Source organism: Polyangium spumosum, from assembly GCF_009649845.1.
Taxonomy (GTDB): Bacteria; Myxococcota_A; Polyangia; order Polyangiales; family Polyangiaceae; genus Polyangium; species Polyangium spumosum.
Window position 1 is genome coordinate 967,566 of sequence record NZ_WJIE01000001.1, and the last position, 17,354, is coordinate 984,919.

Below are 17,354 nucleotides of genomic sequence, written 5' to 3' on the forward strand. Positions count from 1 at the left end.
CCCCCGCCCGCGCCGAAGCCCCCCGCGGGCGGCGACGAATACGAGTGATCCATCGCGGGCGGCCGCCCTCCGGCCGCTCGCGCGTCCCTCCCCACCCCCCCTCCCGCTCCCTCATGTCCGCCCGCGCCTCGCAGCCCGGGCGGACACAGACACGCGTGTTCGTGCAGCATCACGTCGACCCGCATGGTGCGAGCCCCGCGTCACCCGTATCATGCGGGGCTGAATGAGCGGCGCCGGGTCGTCCTCGAGTTCGGGGCAAGACACAACGCGCGGCGGCCTCGCCGAAGCAGCGACGGTGTACGCGCCGGCGTTACCCGGACAAACGCCACGCGTGGTACCTCGGCCGACCACCAGCCGAGGCGCGCGCATCGTCGCCCTCGCAGGCCTCGGGCTCGTCTCCGTCGTGGGAATCGTAGCGCTCGCGATCATGTTACGCGGCACAGGTCCCATCGACGCACTCGAGCAGAATGTGTCCGTGGTGGAGCCCGCCGACGCAGGTTCGTCGGAGGACGCAGCCGCAGGGGTCGCAGCGTCAGCAGAGGTCGCGACGAAGGATCCGCCGCCAGAGCCGACACGCGCGGCGGCGGAGGAGCTCGACGAGGCACGCGCGAAGGGCCCGACGGCACTCGCGGAGCTCGCAGAGAAGTACGGCGACGATCCCGCAGTGCTCGAGGCGCTCGTCGTCGCATACACGCGCGACAAGGCGAACTACGGCAAGGCCATGACGGCCGTGCGCAAGCTCCTCACCGTCGCGCCGGAGATGGCGCGAGACCCGGACATCAAGCAGGCGCTCCTCCTCGTGGCAAACGGGCCGGTGAACGTCGCAGCGACCGCGCTCGACATCATGGCGACCGGCATGGGCCCGCGTGGCCCCGAGCTGCTCTACGAGCTCCTGAGCGCATCGGGCCTCGGCAAGTTTCCAAAGGAGCGCGCGTCGAAGCTCCTCAAGGATCCCAAGGTCGTCGAGCTCGCCGGACCCGCGCTCATCGTGGCAAACGATCTCCGCGCAGCGAGCGGCTGCAACCGCAAGAAGCTCTTCGCCCGCGCAGCAAAAGACGGCGACGAGCGCGCACTCGCACACCTGAAACCCCTGCTCGCGACGAAGGGCTGTAGCTGGCACCGTCAAGCGGACTGCTTCGTTTGCCTCGGTGACCGCAAGGATCTCCGCGCGACGATCGACGCCATCACGAAGCGCCTGGAGCAGAAGCAGGCGGACTGAGCGCAGCGCCGCAGGCAGAGAGAGGCGCCGCCCGGGGTTTCACCCCGGACCCCGACCAGGGGTTGTCCACCCCTGGACCCGGACCAGGCACGGCCTGGACCGAGGGTGGATGAACTGCGCAACGCGCAGTTCATCCAGCGGGCCGAAGGCAAGACCAGCGGCGGTGTTGCCAGTCAAGGCGGCAGGGTCGGCGATCGTGGCCTCGCGAGGGCTCCTGGTGGAGCAAGGTCAACGAGGTCGGGTGCGGGGTGGGCGCAACAGGATTTGAACCTGTGACTTCATCCGTGTGAAGGATGCACTCTACCGCTGAGTTATGCGCCCATTCGAGTTTGGCGGCTCGCGCCGCGGCTCGACGACGGCGACATGACTAGCGCAAGCCATGTCGCCAGACAAGTGTTTTGATGATGGGGACGCTCGGAAGTTTTTCAGCCAGCTCCACGGGCAGCCGTGACGACCGCACAGATGGCCTCGATCCCCCCGTCGATGTCGCCCTCGGAGCAAGCGTACGAGAACCGCACGTAACCCGGCGCGCCGAAGGGCGTGCCCGCCACGCTCGCCACGTGCGCCGACTCGAGCAACCACATCGCGACGTCGAGATCACTCTGAATCGTGCCGTTTTTGTAGGGGATGCCGTAAAGCCCCCGGACGTCGGCGAACGCGTAGAACGCGCCCTCGGGCATCCGACAGCGCACGCCCGGGATGCTGCGCAGGCCCTCGACCATGCGCGTGCGGCGCTTCGCGAACGCATCACGCATCTCACGCACGGCATCCTGCGACCCCGAGAGCGCAGCAGCAGCCGCGACCTGCGCCACCGCAGTCGCGTTCGTGGTGCTCTGGCTCTGCACGACGTCGAGCACCTTGGAGAGCTCCGGCGGCGTGACGCTCCAGCCGATACGCCAGCCCGTCATCGCATACGTCTTGCTCACGCCCGAGATCACGATCGTACGGCTCCGTAGATCCTCCGCGATCGCAGGCACCGAGACATGGCGGAAGCCGTCGTAGGTGAGGTCGGCGTAGATCTCGTCGACGACGAGCCAGACGTCGTGGCGGCGCACGACGTCGAGCAAGGCGCGAAGCTCGCCCTCCGAATAGGCCGATCCCGTGGGGTTCGAAGGCGTGCAGAGGATGATCGCCTTCGTCCGCTCGGTGATCGCGCGCTCGAGCGACGCGGCATCCATGCGGAAGCCGTTTTCCTCGCGTGTCTCGACGATCACGGGCGTGGCGCCGACGATGCGGACCTGCTCGGGGTAACTCACCCAGTAAGGCGCGGGGATGATGACCTCGTCGCCTGGGTCGTAGAGGCCGAGGGCCACGTTGAAGAGCGCGTGCTTCGCGCCGCACGAGACCGTGATCTCTGCAGGCGTGGGGCGATACCCGCGATCGCGCTCGGTCGCCGCGCAGATCGCGGCCTTGAGATCGGCCGTGCCGGTGACGGCCGTGTAGTGCGAGACGACGCCCTTGTCGATCGCGGCCTTCGCAGCGTCGAGCACGTGGCGCGGCGGCTCGAAGTCCGGCTCGCCGACGCTGAAGGAGTACACCTTGTGGCCCTGGCTTCGCAGGCGAGCGGCCTGAGCGGCCATCGCGAGGGTGGCGCTCGGGGCCACGGCGGAGAGACGATCAGCGAGCTTACGAGGCATCTCTGAGACCCTTCTTTTACCTGCACTACGTGCCTTTCCTGCCCGACGCAAGCGGGCAGGCGGCCTCACGGCTCATGTCCGTTCCGCACGAGGATCATCTCGTGGATCTCGCGCCCCTCCGTCCGCTGCACATGCCGCGTCCGGAAGCCGAACGGCTCGTAGAACCTCGTTGCATCACGCGTACGCAAAAGCACCGTCTCCACGCCGCGCACCGCGGGTGATCGAGCAAGAGCCGCACGAGCGCGCGGCCGAGCCCGCGACCTCGCCACGCGTCCGCGACGATCACGTCGTACATCCAGGCACGCCGCGCGCCGTCCGCGAGCGCCCGCGCCGTCCCCACGAGCGCGCCTGATCGATCTCGCGCGCCGACCCAGGCGGACGAGCCAAGCAACCCCACGCGAATACGCGCAGGCATCGCGCCTTCACACCAGTACGTGCCGACGAGCATGGCGGCCGCCTCGTCCGCTTCCGCCTCCCCCAGCGCACACGCGAGCTCTGCGCCCTCGGGTGCTTCGAGGAACGACGGCGCCGGGGCGGACGGGTTCGCCGCGCGCAGGAGATCCACCGCCGCGACGTCGCCCGGCGCGCCGCGCGCCCAGAGGAGCTCCATCATCCGCGTGATCTCCGCGGGCGCGCGGTTCTGCGCGAGCTTCGCCTTCCCGTCGATCCGCTCGAGCGAAACGCCGAGCACGAGCACGCCACGGACGGCCTTCTTGTAGAGCGGATGCTCGGCGTCGATCGGCACGTACCCTCCCTCGGGCTGGTACTTCTGCATCAGCGCCGCGAGCATCGTGGCCTTCACGCGTGGCGCCTCGATACGCTCGATCGTGCCGTGCACCTGCGTGCTCCGGTAGAGCGTGGTCGCAGGGCACGCGCGCTCGGGATCGACGAAATAGCTCGGGATCGAGGCCACGATCTCCTCGGCCGAGACCACGGCGGGCCTGCCGACGAGCTCCATCTTCTCGCCGGCCGGCGCGCCGTGAAAGAGCAGGTGATCCCCCACCACCACGCCATGCACCACGCGGAGCACGGGCTCGCCTTCGGGCGTCGTCGACGCGACGTGCACCACGGGCGCCCGCGCGAGGAGCGCGATCGCGTCCGCACGATCCATCCGGAAAATCTCCCTACGCATGCGCGGAAGGTGGTCCCGATCTGGTACCCCGAGAAGGACCAGTTCGGAGAAATCGGGTAGACCAGTTCCGTGCGAAAACATCCCCTCGCGCTCGTCCTCGACCCCTCCCCCGACGTCCCGCTCTTCGTGCAGATCACGCGCGCGGTGATCGAGGACATCCGCCGCGGCAGGCTCGAGCCCGGCGCCGCGCTCCCGGGCAGCCGCGCCCTCGCGCGATCCATCGGCGTGCATCGCAACACCGTCGTCGCCGCGTACCGCGAGCTCGCCGCGCAAGGCTGGGTCGAGACCCGCTCCGCCACGATGACCTACGTCTCCCCCACGATGCCCGACGTCCCGCGGCGGCGCGCCTCGCCGCCGATGCTCGGCACGATCGCGGCGCGCGCGGGCTTCGATCTGCCGGCGCGTGGATCCGCGGAGCGCTGGTCCAGCGAAGCTCCACCCGGCGCGATCGTGTTCTCGGGAGGCACGCCGGATCTGCGGCTCCTGCCCACGGAGGTCCTCGCGCGAGCGTACCGGCGCGTGCTCCGCGGCGCGGGACGACGGCTCTTCGAGTACGGCGACGCGCGCGGGGACGAGCAGCTCCGCGCGGCGCTCGCCGACATGCTCGCGGCCGTACGAGGCCTCGGCGCTTCACAGGGCGACGTGCTCGTCACGCGTGGCAGCCAGATGGCGCTCGATCTCTGCGCACGCGCGCTGCTCGGACCCGGCGACGTGGTCGCGGTCGAGGCGCTCGGATACCGCCCCGCGTGGGAGGCGCTCGCGCAGACGGGCGCGCGCCTCGCTCCTCTGCCCGTCGACGCGGAGGGGCTCTCGGTCGACGCCCTCGCCGCGCTCGTCACGCGTGAGCCCGTGCGCGCCGTCTACGTCACGCCGCACCACCAGTATCCGTCGACGGCCCTGCTCTCGCCTGCGCGCCGCATCCGCCTGCTCGATCTCGCGCGCGCGAACCGCATCGCGATCCTCGAGGACGACTACGATCACGAGTTCCACTACGACGGCCGCCCGGTCTTGCCGCTCGCGAGCGCCGATCGCGCAGGCGTCGTCGTCTACATCGGCACGCTCTCGAAGATCCTCGCGCCGGGCCTGCGCATCGGCTTCGTCGTCGCGCCCGCGCCGCTCGTGGAGCGCCTCGCCGCGATCCGCACGTTCGTCGACAGGCAAGGCGACCTCGCGCTCGAGCGCGCCGTGGCCGAGCTGCTCGAGGACGGCGAGGTGCAACGCCACGCGCGCCGCATGCGCCGCGTCTACCAGGCCCGTCGCGACGTCCTCGCGGAGGCCTTGCGCGAGAACCTCGGCGACGCCGTCGACTTCTCTCCGCCCTCGGGCGGCATGGCCATGTGGATCCGCGTCGCGCCGGGCCTCGACGTCGACGCCTGGGCCGAGCGCGCCCTTCGAGCCGGCGTCGTCATTCACCCTGCGCGTCGCTACGCCTTCGACGGCCGCTCGCGCCCGTTCTTCCGGGCCGGCTTCGCCGCGCTCGACGAGCGCGAGATCCACGAGGGCGCCCGGCGCCTCCGCGCGGCCCTGCCCATGAAGGGCGCCGCGCGGGCCGCTTCATGAAGCGCTTATTTGTTCTGCGCCGCCGGCTCTTCTTTGCCCGGCGTCACCTCGACGCCCGGCTTCTTCTCGTCGTGCTTGATCGAGTACCGCACGAGCGCGCGCAGGATGTCGTTGCGGCTCACGTTGCCGACGATCGCCTTGACGTCCTCGTAGATCGAGGGATCGACGAGCAGCGCGCCCACGGTGCCCTTGCCCTTGCGGACGTCGGCCACGATGGCGCGCAGGTCCGCGGTCATCGCCGTGACGTTGGCGAGCGCCTCGGCGCCGTTGCCCTTGCCACCGTAGAGGGCGTCATGCGCGAAGCTGTCGCTCTCGCGGATGCCCTTCAGCGTCGAAGCGACCTCCCCCGCGGCCGCGCCGAACTGCGCGATCTCCTTCTGCGGACCGTCGCCGTAGATCATGTCGTGCGCGAAGCCGGGCCCCGACTTCACGCGCGTCACCACGCCGCGCACCTCGGCCAGCGTGAGCGCGAGCTCGGAGCTCGCGCGATCGAGGTTCTGCAACGTCCGCGAGATCCGCTCGGCTTCCTCTTTGTCCGTGAGGAACTTCCTCGGGTACCCCTCGCCCTCGGCGACGTCCTTGAGCAGCTTGTTCATCGACGACACGCTGCCGCGCAGATCCTGGTGCAGCCGCTCGTCCGCGAGGGTCTCGCTCATCTTCGAGATGTTGCCGAGCGCCGTGTCTGCCTTCGCCGTCATGCCCTGCGCGATGCCCATCAGATCCGTGGGCTCCTCGCTGAGGATCGCGCCGCCCGGGGGCACGGCCTCCGGCGACGTGCCCTTCGAGATCTCGATCATCTTGTCGCCGAGCAGGCCCTTCGCGGCGACACGCGCGATGCTGTCCTTGCGGATGCGCTCGGCCTCGGCCTTCACGACGTCGAGCTCGACGTAGACGACGGCCTCCGCCGCGCCCGGCCGGTAGCCGACCTTCTTCACGTTGCCGATGTCGATGCCGCCCATGCGCACCGGCGCGCCGGGCTTGAGGCCCTGCACGTCCGCGAACGTCGTCGTGAACTTCACCGACGAGCTGAAGAAGCGCCGCTCATCGCCGATCAAGAAGATCACGAGCGCGGAGAAGAGCAGCCCCGCCAGCACGAAGAGCCCGACCTTGACGTCGCGCGACCTGTTCATCTGCACACCCATGATGGTCGAAGACGAGCGGCTCGTCACGCGCGCAGAAGCGTCTCGACGTCCTCGTTGACCGGGGCGATCCCCTCGATGAAGTTCTTCACACGCGGGTCGGTCGACCGCTGAAACTCCTCGACCCGCCCGGACAGGATGATCTCGCCCGCCTGTACCATGGCCATGCGGTCGGAAATCGAGAACGCGCTCTTCATGTCGTGCGTGACCACGATGCTGGTCACGTCGAGCGCCTTCTTGAGCCCGCGAATCAGGTGGTTGATGCGCTCGGTGTTGATCGGGTCGAGCCCGGTCGTCGGCTCGTCGTAGAGCAGCACCTCGGGCTGCACCGCGATCGCCCGCGCGAGCCCCACGCGCTTCTTCATGCCACCCGAGAGATCCGAGGGCCGCATCGCCTCGATGCCCGGCAGCCCCACGAGCGAGAGCGCCCAGTCGACGCGCTCGGCGATCTGCACCTCGGTCATCTCGTCCCGGTAGTGCTCGTGCAGGCCATACGCGACGTTTTCGCCCACCGAGATCGAGTCGAACAACGCCGCGCCCTGGAAGAGCATCGCGATCCGCCGGCGGATGAGGCGCGCCTTCGCCTCCTTCATCTTCGTGATGTCCTCGCCGTGGAACGTGATCGCCCCGGCGTCGGCCTCGAGCAGGCGGATCAAGAGCTTCAGCATCACGCTCTTGCCCACGCCCGAGCCGCCGATCACCGTGAGCGTCTCCCCCGCGAACACCTCGAGGTTCAAGCCGCGATAGATGACCTTCGGGCCAAAGGCCTTGCGCACGTCGCGGAAGCGGATGATCGGCTCCTTCACGCGAATCTCTCCTAGCTCGTCCGCTCCACGCGATCGATGCGGATCTCGACCGCGCTGCCGCCCCGGAACGTGTCGCGCCGCAGCCGACCGACGATGTCCACGCGCCCACCCGAGAGGCCGTTCGCCAAGGATCCGAGCTCGTAGCCGAACGCGCCGATCACGTGCCGCTTGAGCGCGATCTCCAGCTTGAGGTGCCCCTTGATCACACGCGACACGCGCACCGGCACGTTCCGCACGAGCACACGCGGCGCGCGGTTGCCCTGCCCGCAAGGCTCGAGCCGCTCGAGATCCCGCGCCACCACCGCCGGCTCGTCCCGATCGTCGAGGCGCACGTCCGCTTCGCCCTCCGTCGGGCCGAGCTTGCCCGCCCCGAGCGCGATCGCCGCGTCGCACCAGAGCGCGCGCAGCGCATCGACACGATCGGCCCGCACCTCGACGCCCGCCGCCGCCTGATGCCCGCCGAACCCGACGAGCCCCGCGCGCGAGAGCACGAGCGCGTCGTGCAGCGGAAAGCCCATCGGCCCACGCACCGATCCGCGCCCCGCTCCGCCCTCGAGCGCCACCACGATCGTGGGCTTGCCGAACTTCGAGGCCACGCGGCCCGCCACGATCCCCACGATCCCCGGGTGCCACCCCTCGCGCGCGAGCACGATGCCCGGCTCCTTCGCCCAGCCGTTCGCCTCGATCTCGCGTAACGCCTGCCCGATCATCTCCTCCTGGATCGCACGCCGCTGCGCCGTCAGTTGCTCGATCGTCGCGGCGATCCCGGCCGCGCGCGTGCTGTCCCGCTCGAGCAGGAGCGCGAGCGACAGATCCGGATCCTCGAGCCTGCCCGGCGCGTTGAGCCGCGGCGCGATGCGGTACGCGACGTCGTCCGCGCTCACGCCGTGCCCGAGATCCAGCCGCGCGAGCTCGGCCAGCGCTCGCAGGCCCGGCCGCGCGCCCTGGCCGAGCACCATGAGCCCGGCCCGCACGAGGGCGCGGTTGTCGCCGACGAGCGGTGCCACGTCGGCCACGGTCCCGATCGCCACGAGATCGAGCCACTGCCGCATGTCGAGGTTCGAGCCGAGCGCGCGCCGCACCGCCGCGCCGAGCGAGAGCGCGAGCCCACACGACGCGAGCCCCTTGAACGGAAAGCCGCACTCGGGCCGGTGCGGGTTCAAGAACGCGAGCGCGGGCAAGGGCTCGGCGGGCACGAGGTGGTGATCGATCACCAGGGTCTCGATGCCGTACGTGCGCGCCGTCGCGAGCCGCTCGTGATCACTCGACCCGCAGTCGCACGTCACGAGCAGCGTCGCGCCCGTCTTTCGTACGCGCTCGAGCGCCTTCGCGTTGAAGCCGTAGCTCCCGTCCTTGCGTGTCGCGAGCAGCGGCACCACGTCTCCGCCGAGCGTGCGCAGCACCTCCGTGACGATCGCGCACGACGTGATGCCATCGCAGTCGTAGTCGCCGAAGACCGCGACCTTTTCGCGCGCGCGGATGGCCCGCGCGAGGCGATCCGCGCTGAGATCACGATCCACCATCGCGTCGGGCGGCGTGAGGTGCGAGAGCTTCGGCTCGAGGAAGAGGCGCGTCTCGGCGTCGGCGCCGCGCCCTGCGCGGAAGAGCGCGTCGGCGACCGTGATCGACAGCCCCAGCGCCCGCGAGAGCTCCATCGCCTCGACGGACGCCTCCCCGGGATCTCGGATCACCTCCGCGCGGGTAGGAGCGGAGTTCGCCGCGACGGACGGAACGACGAGCCCACGAGCCTCGGGATCCGGCGCCTGTGTCCACGCGGCGTCGCTCAGCATCGGTGGGGTCCACGCGTAGCGCAGCCCCCGTCCGGAGTCCATGCCGGTCGGAAAACCGCCGCGATCCGACGTTGGTTCCTGGAAAAACGAAACGCCCCGCGGTGGGACACACCACGGGGCGTTTTTCGTTGCGAGACGGAGAAGGGGTCAGACCACCGCGTCGGCGCGCTTGACGGCCTTCGTGCGGGTGACCTTCTTCTGGTTCGTCGTCTGACCGCCGAAGAACGTGCGGTCGATCCACTCGGTGAACGGCGCCGCGATGTAGATCGACGAGTACGTGCCGACGAGGATGCCTATCAACAGGGCGAACGCGAAGTCCTTGATCACGCCCGTGCCCCAGATGAGGAAGCAGACCATCGTGAGCCCCGTCGTCAGCGACGTCATGATGGTGCGTCCGAGCATCTCGGAGACCGAGAGGTTGACGATGGCCGGGAACGACAGGTTCCGGTGCCTCGCCAGGTTCTCGCGGACGCGGTCGTACACGACGACCGTGTCCGTGATCGAGTAGCCGACGATCGTGAGCAACGCGGCGATCGTGGAGAGCGTGATCTCGCGGTGCGTGAGGATCATGGCCCCGAGCGCGATGCCCACGTCGTGCACGAGGGCGACGATGCCGCCGGGCGCGAACCGGAGATCGAACCGGAACGCGATGTAGGCCATGATGAACACGATCGAGATCGCGATGCTGCGGATGGCCGCGTCGCGGAGCTGGGCGCCTGCCTTCGGGCCGATCCACTCGACGCGAAGGGCGCGCTCCGGCACGCGGTCCGCGCCGAGCTTCTGGCGCAGGCCGTCGAGGAGCTGATCGCCGCGCGACTTGAGCTGCGCCTCGACCTTGTGGTCACGCGCGCTCACCACGACGGGGTTGTTCTCGCCCGCGCGGAGCTCGATGCCCGTGATGCCCGTGAGCTGCGCCTTGATGGCCGCGAGATCGGGCTCCGTCTCGTAACGCATCGAGATCTTGTCGCCGCCGGGGCTGAACTTGATCTCGCTCGCGCGCGCGTTCGCGGGGCAACGCGCCTCGAAGTCCGGGCTCACCGCGCCGTCCTCGGGCAGGACGCAGGCCTTCTGCCGGATCGCCTCCTTCTGCTCGTCGCTGAGAGCGCTGACCTCCTGCACGCGGATGAGGAAGCGGTGCGCGTTCTCGGCCCCGCTGTCCTTCACGCGGATGACGTCGGGCGCGTTGAAGCCGAGCGACTCGACGGCGCTGCGGATCTCGCCGGCGTCCGTCGGCTGAAGGAAGGCGACCTCGAGCTCCGTGCCGCCCTTGAAGTCCGTGCCGAGCTGGGGACCAGGCTTGAAGAAGGCGATGATCGACACGAGCAACAGCGCCGCGCTGATCCCGAGGGCAATCCAGCGCTTGCCCATGAAGTCGAACTGTCGCCCAGGCTTGATGAATTCCATGTGCAGCGCCTCAGCCGAGGTGGAGCTTCTTGACCTTGCGAGCCCGCACCGCCCAGTCGAACATCAGGCGGGTGCAGACGACGCCGGTGAACAGGCTGACCGCGATGCCCACGATGAGCGTGATCGCGAAGCCCTTGATGGGACCCGAACCGTACTGCGCCAGGATGAGGCCCGAGATCAGCGTGGTCACGTGCCCGTCGAGGATGGCGCTGAAGGCCTTGTCGTAGCCGATGTCCACCGCCGCCCGCGGGCTCTTGCCGGCGTGCAGCTCCTCGCGGATGCGCTCGTTGATGAGCACGTTCGCGTCGACGGAGATGCCGATCGTCAGCGCGAGGCCCGCGATCCCCGGCAGCGTCATCGACGCGCCGAACATCGCGAGGATCGCCACCTGGAGCACCAGGTTGAAGAGGACGGCGATGTTCGCGATCATGCCGGCGCGGTTGTAGTAGCCGACCATGAGCAGGAGCACGAGGCCCGCGCCCGCCGCGGCGCCCTTCATGCCCTCCACGATCGCGTCCTGACCGAGCGAGGCGCCGATCCGCTGCTCGTTCGAGGGCGAGATCGGCGCGGGCAGCGCGCCCGAACGCAGCACGAGCTCGAGCTTGCGCGCGTCGTCGATCTGCTGATCCGGGTTCGCCGAGCCCATCGTGATCGTCGCGACGCCGCCCGGGATCTTCGTCTGGATGACGGGCGCGCTCTCGACCTTCTGGTCGAGGATGATCGCGAAGCGGCGCTTCACGTTCTTCTCGGTGATGTCCTCGAAGCGATCGCCGCCGACGCTCGTCATCTTCATCTGCACGAGCCAGCCGCCGAGGCCACGATCACTCGGATCGGGCATCGCCTGCGCGTCGCTGATCATGTCGCCGGTGATCTCGGCCTTGCTGAAGAGGTAGTAGGTCCGCCAGCCGACGTCCTCGACCGTCTCCGTCTCCTCGTCGTACGCCTGGTACTTGCCGAAGCCGATCTCGTGATCGTCCGGCACCTGCAGCGTCGACGCCCACTCCTGCAGCCGCGCGAGCGCCTGGCGAAGGTCCTCGCCCTCCATGCGCTCGAGCACCGCGTAGTAGTTGACCTTCTGCTTGCCCGGGCCGACCGAGACCTGCTCCTGCTGGAAACGCAGGCCCTTCACTTCCTGGTTCTTCGGGTTCCGGACCTCGGCCTCGAAGAAGTTCACGTCGTCGTCGAGCAGCTTGAACTCGAGGCGCGCCGTCTGGCTGACGATGTCGCGGATCTCGGCGAACGTCTGGTCGTTGTCGCCGGGGACCTCGATGATGATGTCCTCGTCGCGCGTCGTGACGCCGGCCTCCTTGAGGCCCATGCTGTCGACGCGGCGGTTCACCGTCTCCTTCGCCTGCGTCACGGCCTTCGAGCGGATCTCCGTCTCGACGTCGCTCTTGATGCGCAGCGTGACGCGCTTGCGATCCGCGGAGAACTGCCGCTGCATCTCCGAGAACGGACGCATGAACTCGTCGGTGATCTTGTCCGCGTCCGCCGCGTCCTCGAAGTTGATGTAGAGCGTGCTCGCGTTGTCGCGCGACTTCTCGACGCGCACCTTGCCGACGAGCTTCTTCAGGTCCTCGACCGACGCCTGCTGCTCCGCCCCCACGATCCCGAAGGCCCGCGCGAGCGCCTGCCGCACCTCGTCGTAGTAACGGTCTCGCTTGTCCTTGATCGCCTCGTCGACGTCGACCGTGTAGACGAGCCGCAGGCCGCCCTTCAGGTCGAGGCCGCGCACGAGGCGGAAGTCGATGTTCGAGAGCAGCCACTCGCGCACGCCGCGGTTGCCCACGCGCGCGTCCTCTTCGATCTTCACGCTCTCCTCGGGGCCGAGCCCCGAGCGGTCGATGCGGCCGTACCGCTCGTCCGAGTACGTCGGGTAGATGGCGAGCCAAGAGCCGAGCGCGAGGAACAGGACGAACCCGGCCTTCGCGCGCCACGCGAGATCGATCGTGTTCAGCGCGCAGACGAGGGCCCACGGCACGCAGAGCCCGAAGAACGCGGTCGCCCAGAACACGTGGTAGTGCGCGGCGATCGCAGCGCAAAACGACGCGATCGCCGACATGAGGAAGACGCCGCGCTTCGACCTCTGCCACACGCCGAGCCCGAGGGACAGCGCGCCGAGGCCGGCGAATGCGTACTGGAGGATGTTGTAGATCATGGGAGGGTCGACTCGGGGGGGCGGTCGCGAGCCCTTCTTAGCCGAAGCGCGCGCGCTATGCTTTCTTTTCCTGCGCCTTGTCCTTCGCCTCGGCGGCGGGCTTCGGCTCGCCGTCGACGCCCTGGATGGCCGTCTTCAGCACCTGCACGTTCACGCCGGGCGCGATCTCCAGCTTGACCGTCCTGTCCCCGACCTCGATGAGCTTGCCGATGAGCCCCGCCTGGGTGACGACCTTGTCGCCCGGCTTCAAGGCCGCTTCGAGCTCCTTCTGTTTCTTCGACTGGCTCCGGGTCATCAGGAACACGAAGAGCAGCGGCAGCAGGAAGAAGAGGATGGTCATCCCGCCGAAGGGCTGCCCGCCGCCGCCACCACCTTCGGGCGCCGCGGGGGCACCCTGGGAAGGCTGGGCGGGCGCAGGCGGAGCGCCTTGGCCAGGGGAGACGGTGGTCGGCTGAGACAAAAACAGCATGGTCACGAGGCGGTAACCTCCACGGGGACGAAGCTCGGCTCCCCGAATGCGAGCCCCCGATACACTCGGAAAGCGGCCGTCCATACCCACGATCGAGGTTCCACGCAAGGAACCGCCGGAGAGCCTGGAACAAATGGTCCGAACCCCGGGCCGGCCCCCCTTCCCCACCTTCCCGTCCCCCTCGTTTCGTTTTTTTTCTTGACCAGAGCCGAGCCGCCTGGTACCGATGCGCCTCCCTTCGACGACGCACATCGCGGCGCCGGAGGAAGCGGTACAGGCGCGTAGCTCAGTGGTAGAGCACTACCTTGACACGGTAGGGGTCGCCGGTTCGAACCCGGCCGCGCCTACAAAGATTCGTTACGAGGACCTTTCTGCAGGTTCCCGCCTCCTGGCGGACGTCGCCTGCCCGTCCTCGTGAGGACCTTTGGGGTCACCCAGAACGGAACCGCGGCGCACGCCGGGCGAGCGGCTCACGTCGTGCACGCGATGTGGAGCGTGCAAAGGCCGCCCGCGCACGCAGGACGTTTCGCCTCCCCGTGCCAAGCGGAGAGCCCCGAGCGCGGCACACGCCGCCGGGGTGCCCCCGCGCGCGCCCTCCCATGGTGGAGATCGAGCGCCGCGCGTAACTTCGGCCCCGGAGACAGCTTGCGCCCGTTGATAACGCGGCCCATCCGGGCGAGATTGTGTAGGCCCTGCGGCACCCGTCATCCCGACGGGCGAACGGGGCCGACCGTGAATCGTCGGTAGATCAAGAGAAGGAGACAGCGAGACCACACATGAGCATGCGACGCTTCGACCCTCGGCAGGCCCAGCGAGGACCTCAGATCCGAATCAACCAGCGAATCCGGGTTCCGGAGATCCGGGTCATCGGGGAAGAGGGCGAGATGCTCGGCATCATGCCGACCCACGAGGCCCTGCGGCGCGCCCAGGAGCGAGGCCTCGATCTGGTGGAGGTCAACCCCAAGGCCGATCCGCCCGTCTGCAAGATCCTCGACTTCGGCAAGTACAAGTACGACGAGAAGAAGAAGGCGCGCGAGGCGAAGCGCAAGCAGAGCGTGGTCGAGATCAAGGAGATCAAGCTCCGCCCGAAGACGGACGATCACGACCTCGCCTTCAAGTCGCGCGCGGCGCTGCGCTTCATCGAGGCCGGTCACAAGGTCAAGTTCACCGTGCGCTTCCGCGGCCGCGAGATCACGCACCCCGAGAAGGCGCAGGAGCAGCTCGACTGGATCGTGCAGCAGTGCGAGGAGCTCGCGAACGTCGAGGTCCGACCCGCCATGGAGCAACGCACGATGACGTTGCTCATCGCGCCCAAGCCCGCCGTGATGCAGAAGGTCGCGCAGGCCCGCGCCGCGGCCGAGAAGGCGCGGCAGAAGGCGCTCCAGGAGGGCCGCACCGCGCCCGCCGCCACCGAACAAGAGGAGGCGCTGCGCAAGCTCGAGGAGCAGCTCGACGAAGAGGATGACGACGAGGATGACGACGAGGAAGAGGGCTGAAGAGCTCTCTGCTTCGAACGTCCGCGGTGAGCGGCGAGCGGCTCCCTCCGCTCGCTTGCTCGCCGCGCTCCTGATCGTCCTGCCGCTCGTCACCCTCCCTCTCGCCTCGCGTGTGCTCGTCGACCGCGGCGCCGCTTCCCTCGGCGCCGCGCTCGCCGACGTGCTCGATCGCGCGTTCGCCTTTCGCAACGCAGGCGACCTCGACGCACCCGCGCCGGGCGCGACCTCCCTCGATCTCGGCCTCGACCTGCCACACGTCCCCGGGCTCGAGGTCTTGCAGCCGCACGAAGGCCCGAAGGCCCACACGCGTGGCCCTGCGACGAAGGGTTCGGCCGCACGAACGCCGGCGCCACGCGGCGGCATTCACGTGCGCGCCGACGTCGTGGCGCGGGCGGTGCGGAGCGGCGTCGTCCCCTCGGGCGTGCCCGTGCCCGCGAGCGGCCCGAGGCCCGCGGGGATCACGCTCCAGGGCGTGGGCGGCTTCGGGGCCGGGCTCCGCGACGGCGACGTGCTCACGCGTATCAGCGGCGCGCCCGCGACCTCGGTCGGCGTCGTCGTCGGCGCCGTCGCCGGCGCGCTCCGGCAAGACGCCAAGGTGATCACGGGTGAGGTCTGGCGCGGCGATCAGCGGCTCAGCGTGGCCGTCGAGATCCCGCGGATGGGCCGGCAAGCGCTCCCCGAGGGCGCGCGCCCGAAGACGCGCCACCCCAGGAAGCGCGCTCAGGGCGTGAACAACCCGCCGTAATACGCGCTCGCCGCGAGCAGGAGCAGCGCCGCGGCGACGTAGAGCCACATCACGTGGTTCTGCACCGGCGCGGCGGGCTTCGCGACGTTCGTCTTCTTCGCGACCACGGCCGTGCTCTCCTGGCTGAGCTTCGCCTCGGCGCGCTTCTTCCCCTTCGCGCCCGACTTCCCCGCCTTCGTGGTCTTGCCCGCGGCGTCCTTCTTCTGCGTCGGGATCGGCGTCCTCATCGCGACCGGCGCGCTCTCGATGGGCCCGTCGTCCGCCTTCGCCAGCGGCGTCTCCTTCACCGTCTCGGCCGGCTCGCTCACGACGGAGCCCTCGTCCGCCTTCGCCAGCGGCGTCTCCTTCACCGTCGCGGCCGGCAGGCTCTCGGCGGGTGCGTTCTCGTCCGACTTCGCTTGCGGCGTCTCCTTCACCGTCGTGGCGGGCAGGCTCTCGGCGGGCTCGTTCTCGGCGGGCTTGCTCTCGGCGGGCGCTGCGCTCCGCACGGACGCGGGCTTCACGGATGCGGGCTTGGCGGACGCGGGGCCGAAGCGGGCCGAGCGCGCCTCGCTGCTCAGGGGCGCGAGGTCCATTTCTTCGGCCCATTTGCCGATGTCCTCGAAGTGGGACACCCGCCCGCGCCGCTCCTCGGCGGGCGGCGGTGGCGGCGGGGCAATCTCGGGCTTCGACTTCTCCCGCGGCGCGCCGGGGCGCGGCTCGTCGTGCAGCGAATCGAACTCGAGCAGCGCGGCCTCGATGAGCTTGTGCAGCGTCGAGTCTTTCTCCTGGGACGTGGTCTTTCTCAGCGCCACGGTGCCGCTGACGAGCTCGGCGACGTCGTGGGTACCGACGGGCCTTCCATACTTGAACAGGAAGCCGTTCAGGGCGCGGCCGAGCTCGCGCGCGCTCTGGTACCGCTTCTCCGGGTCGCGGGCGAGCGCGCGGTTGATGATCTTCTCGAGCTCCTGCGGCACGTCCTTGTTGTGGGGCGCGAGCGGCGGCACGAGGGCCTCGCGGACCATCATCACGGTCTGCAGATCGTTTTCGCCGAGGAAGAGGCGCTTCTGCGCGAGGATCTCCCACAGGATGATCCCCACGGCGAAGACGTCGGTGCGCGCGTCGACCTCGCTGCCCTGCGTCGACTCGGGCGAGAGGTAGCCGAACTTCCCTTTCACGATGCCCGGCTCGCTCTTCTCGAGCTGGCTCGTGGCTTTGGCGAGGCCGAAATCGACGATCTTGATCTCGCCGTATTTCGTGATGAGCACGTTCGCGGGCGAGACGTCGCGGTGCACGATGCGGAGCGGCAGGCCCTCGGCGTTTTTCGCCTCGTGCGCGTAGGCGAGGCCGTCGCAGATCTTCTCGGCGATGTAGACGGCGACCTCCACCGGGAAGGGCCGCTTCGTCTTGCGCATGAATTCGATGATGGCCTTCAGGTCCGAGCCATCGACGTACTCCATCACGATGAAGTACGCGTTATCGCCGACGCCGATGTCGAATACCTGCGCGACATTCGAATGGCTGAGCTGCGCCGACAGGCGCGCCTCGTCGAGGAACATCGCGATGAAGCGCTTCTTCTCGGACAGGTGGGGCAAGACCTTCTTGATCGCCACCCGCTTCTTGAATCCCTCGATGCCCGCGCTCTCCGCGAGGAACACCTCGGCCATGCCGCCCGCCGCGAGGCGATCGAGGACGCGGTACCGCTGCTGCTGATGCCCCTGCTTCATGCCTGACGAGGACTACCCTCTCCTCGGCCGCCGGTCGAGCCCGCGCGCCGGGATCCAGCATCCTACCACGACCCCACCCCGAGGCGGGTGCCC

13 protein-coding genes and 2 tRNA genes are annotated in these 17,354 nt (G+C 69.2%); 5 read left to right on the forward strand and 10 right to left on the reverse strand.

Going from position 1 to position 17,354, the window contains the following annotated elements; translation table 11 throughout:
- Nucleotides 1–331: 331 nt before the first annotated feature.
- Nucleotides 332–1,219 carry a hypothetical protein gene (locus GF068_RS04145; RefSeq protein ID WP_153817947.1) on the forward strand — a complete coding sequence of 296 codons (888 nt, stop codon included), beginning with the start codon at nt 332–334 and terminating at the stop codon, nt 1,217–1,219.
- 249 nt (nt 1,220–1,468) lie between these two features.
- Here GF068_RS04145 and GF068_RS04150 read toward each other — a convergent pair.
- The 3 genes from GF068_RS04150 to GF068_RS04160 all read right to left on the reverse strand — a co-directional run bounded on the left by GF068_RS04150 (nt 1,469) and on the right by GF068_RS04160 (nt 3,967).
- A tRNA-Val gene (locus GF068_RS04150) sits at nt 1,469–1,540 on the reverse strand.
- Nucleotides 1,541–1,644: 104 nt separating this feature from the next.
- On the reverse strand, nt 1,645–2,856 hold the full coding sequence (locus GF068_RS04155) for a pyridoxal phosphate-dependent aminotransferase (protein WP_153817948.1): 1,212 nt from the start codon (nt 2,854–2,856) through the stop codon (nt 1,645–1,647).
- A gap of 94 nt (nt 2,857–2,950) precedes the next feature.
- On the reverse strand, nt 2,951–3,967 hold the full coding sequence (locus tag GF068_RS04160) for a GNAT family N-acetyltransferase (RefSeq protein WP_240806587.1): 1,017 nt from the start codon (nt 3,965–3,967) through the stop codon (nt 2,951–2,953).
- A gap of 90 nt (nt 3,968–4,057) precedes the next feature.
- Between GF068_RS04160 and pdxR the strand changes: the two genes are divergently transcribed.
- On the forward strand, nt 4,058–5,548 hold the full coding sequence (pdxR, locus tag GF068_RS04165) for a MocR-like pyridoxine biosynthesis transcription factor PdxR (RefSeq protein WP_338046214.1): 1,491 nt from the start codon (nt 4,058–4,060) through the stop codon (nt 5,546–5,548).
- Nucleotides 5,549–5,553: 5 nt separating this feature from the next.
- On the opposite strand, the gene GF068_RS04170 is transcribed toward pdxR, so the two are convergent.
- The 6 genes from GF068_RS04170 to yajC all read right to left on the reverse strand — a co-directional run bounded on the left by GF068_RS04170 (nt 5,554) and on the right by yajC (nt 13,314).
- On the reverse strand, nt 5,554–6,678 hold the full coding sequence (locus GF068_RS04170; protein WP_240806588.1) for an MlaD family protein: 1,125 nt from the start codon (nt 6,676–6,678) through the stop codon (nt 5,554–5,556).
- A 35-nt stretch (nt 6,679–6,713) separates the two neighbouring features.
- Nucleotides 6,714–7,493 carry an ABC transporter ATP-binding protein gene (locus tag GF068_RS04175; protein ID WP_338046215.1) on the reverse strand — a complete coding sequence of 260 codons (780 nt, stop codon included), beginning with the start codon at nt 7,491–7,493 and terminating at the stop codon, nt 6,714–6,716.
- 11 nt (nt 7,494–7,504) lie between these two features.
- On the reverse strand, nt 7,505–9,283 hold the full coding sequence (recJ, locus tag GF068_RS04180; RefSeq protein WP_153817950.1) for a single-stranded-DNA-specific exonuclease RecJ: 1,779 nt from the start codon (nt 9,281–9,283) through the stop codon (nt 7,505–7,507).
- 147 nt (nt 9,284–9,430) lie between these two features.
- Nucleotides 9,431–10,687, reverse strand: coding sequence for a protein translocase subunit SecF (gene secF, locus GF068_RS04185; protein ID WP_153817951.1), 1,257 nt, complete (start codon nt 10,685–10,687; stop codon nt 9,431–9,433).
- A gap of 10 nt (nt 10,688–10,697) precedes the next feature.
- Nucleotides 10,698–12,845 (reverse strand): protein translocase subunit SecD, encoded by a 2,148-nt coding sequence (gene secD / locus GF068_RS04190; protein WP_153817952.1) that lies wholly within the window; start codon nt 12,843–12,845, stop codon nt 10,698–10,700.
- 55 nt (nt 12,846–12,900) lie between these two features.
- Nucleotides 12,901–13,314 (reverse strand): preprotein translocase subunit YajC, encoded by a 414-nt coding sequence (yajC, locus tag GF068_RS04195; RefSeq protein ID WP_153817953.1) that lies wholly within the window; start codon nt 13,312–13,314, stop codon nt 12,901–12,903.
- A 275-nt stretch (nt 13,315–13,589) separates the two neighbouring features.
- On the opposite strand from yajC, the gene GF068_RS04200 reads away from it, so the two are divergent.
- From GF068_RS04200 to GF068_RS04210, 3 genes are all read left to right on the forward strand, one after another.
- Nucleotides 13,590–13,661: transfer RNA gene (locus GF068_RS04200), tRNA-Val, on the forward strand.
- Between the two features lie 429 nt (nt 13,662–14,090).
- The gene (gene infC, locus GF068_RS04205; protein WP_153817954.1) at nt 14,091–14,810 is read left to right on the forward strand and encodes a translation initiation factor IF-3; all 720 of its coding nucleotides are present in this window, start codon (nt 14,091–14,093) and stop codon (nt 14,808–14,810) included.
- A complete protein-coding gene (locus GF068_RS04210; RefSeq protein ID WP_153817955.1) occupies nt 14,788–15,555 on the forward strand; it encodes a hypothetical protein in 768 nt (255 codons plus the stop codon). The genes infC and GF068_RS04210 overlap by 23 nt, the downstream gene beginning before the upstream one ends.
- Here GF068_RS04210 and GF068_RS04215 read toward each other — a convergent pair.
- A complete protein-coding gene (locus GF068_RS04215) occupies nt 15,531–17,261 on the reverse strand; it encodes a serine/threonine protein kinase (RefSeq protein WP_153817956.1) in 1,731 nt (576 codons plus the stop codon). The genes GF068_RS04210 and GF068_RS04215 overlap by 25 nt on opposite strands.
- Nucleotides 17,262–17,354 lie beyond the last annotated feature (93 nt).

Bases quoted from the DNA above. Each gene is read 5' to 3' on its own strand.
- infC (WP_153817954.1), top strand. From the start codon at position 14,091: ATGAGCATGCGACGCTTCGACCCTCGGCAGGCCCAGCGAGGACCTCAG.
- GF068_RS04155 (WP_153817948.1), bottom strand. From the start codon at position 2,856: ATGCCTCGTAAGCTCGCTGATCGTCTCTCCGCCGTGGCCCCGAGCGCC.
- GF068_RS04160 (WP_240806587.1), bottom strand. From the start codon at position 3,967: ATGGATCGTGCGGACGCGATCGCGCTCCTCGCGCGGGCGCCCGTGGTG.
- secD (WP_153817952.1), bottom strand. From the start codon at position 12,845: ATGATCTACAACATCCTCCAGTACGCATTCGCCGGCCTCGGCGCGCTG.
- yajC (WP_153817953.1), bottom strand. From the start codon at position 13,314: ATGCTGTTTTTGTCTCAGCCGACCACCGTCTCCCCTGGCCAAGGCGCT.
- GF068_RS04210 (WP_153817955.1), top strand. From the start codon at position 14,788: ATGACGACGAGGAAGAGGGCTGAAGAGCTCTCTGCTTCGAACGTCCGC.
- secF (WP_153817951.1), bottom strand. From the start codon at position 10,687: ATGGAATTCATCAAGCCTGGGCGACAGTTCGACTTCATGGGCAAGCGC.
- GF068_RS04215 (WP_153817956.1), bottom strand. From the start codon at position 17,261: ATGAAGCAGGGGCATCAGCAGCAGCGGTACCGCGTCCTCGATCGCCTC.
- GF068_RS04170 (WP_240806588.1), bottom strand. From the start codon at position 6,678: ATGAACAGGTCGCGCGACGTCAAGGTCGGGCTCTTCGTGCTGGCGGGG.
- recJ (WP_153817950.1), bottom strand. From the start codon at position 9,283: ATGCTGAGCGACGCCGCGTGGACACAGGCGCCGGATCCCGAGGCTCGT.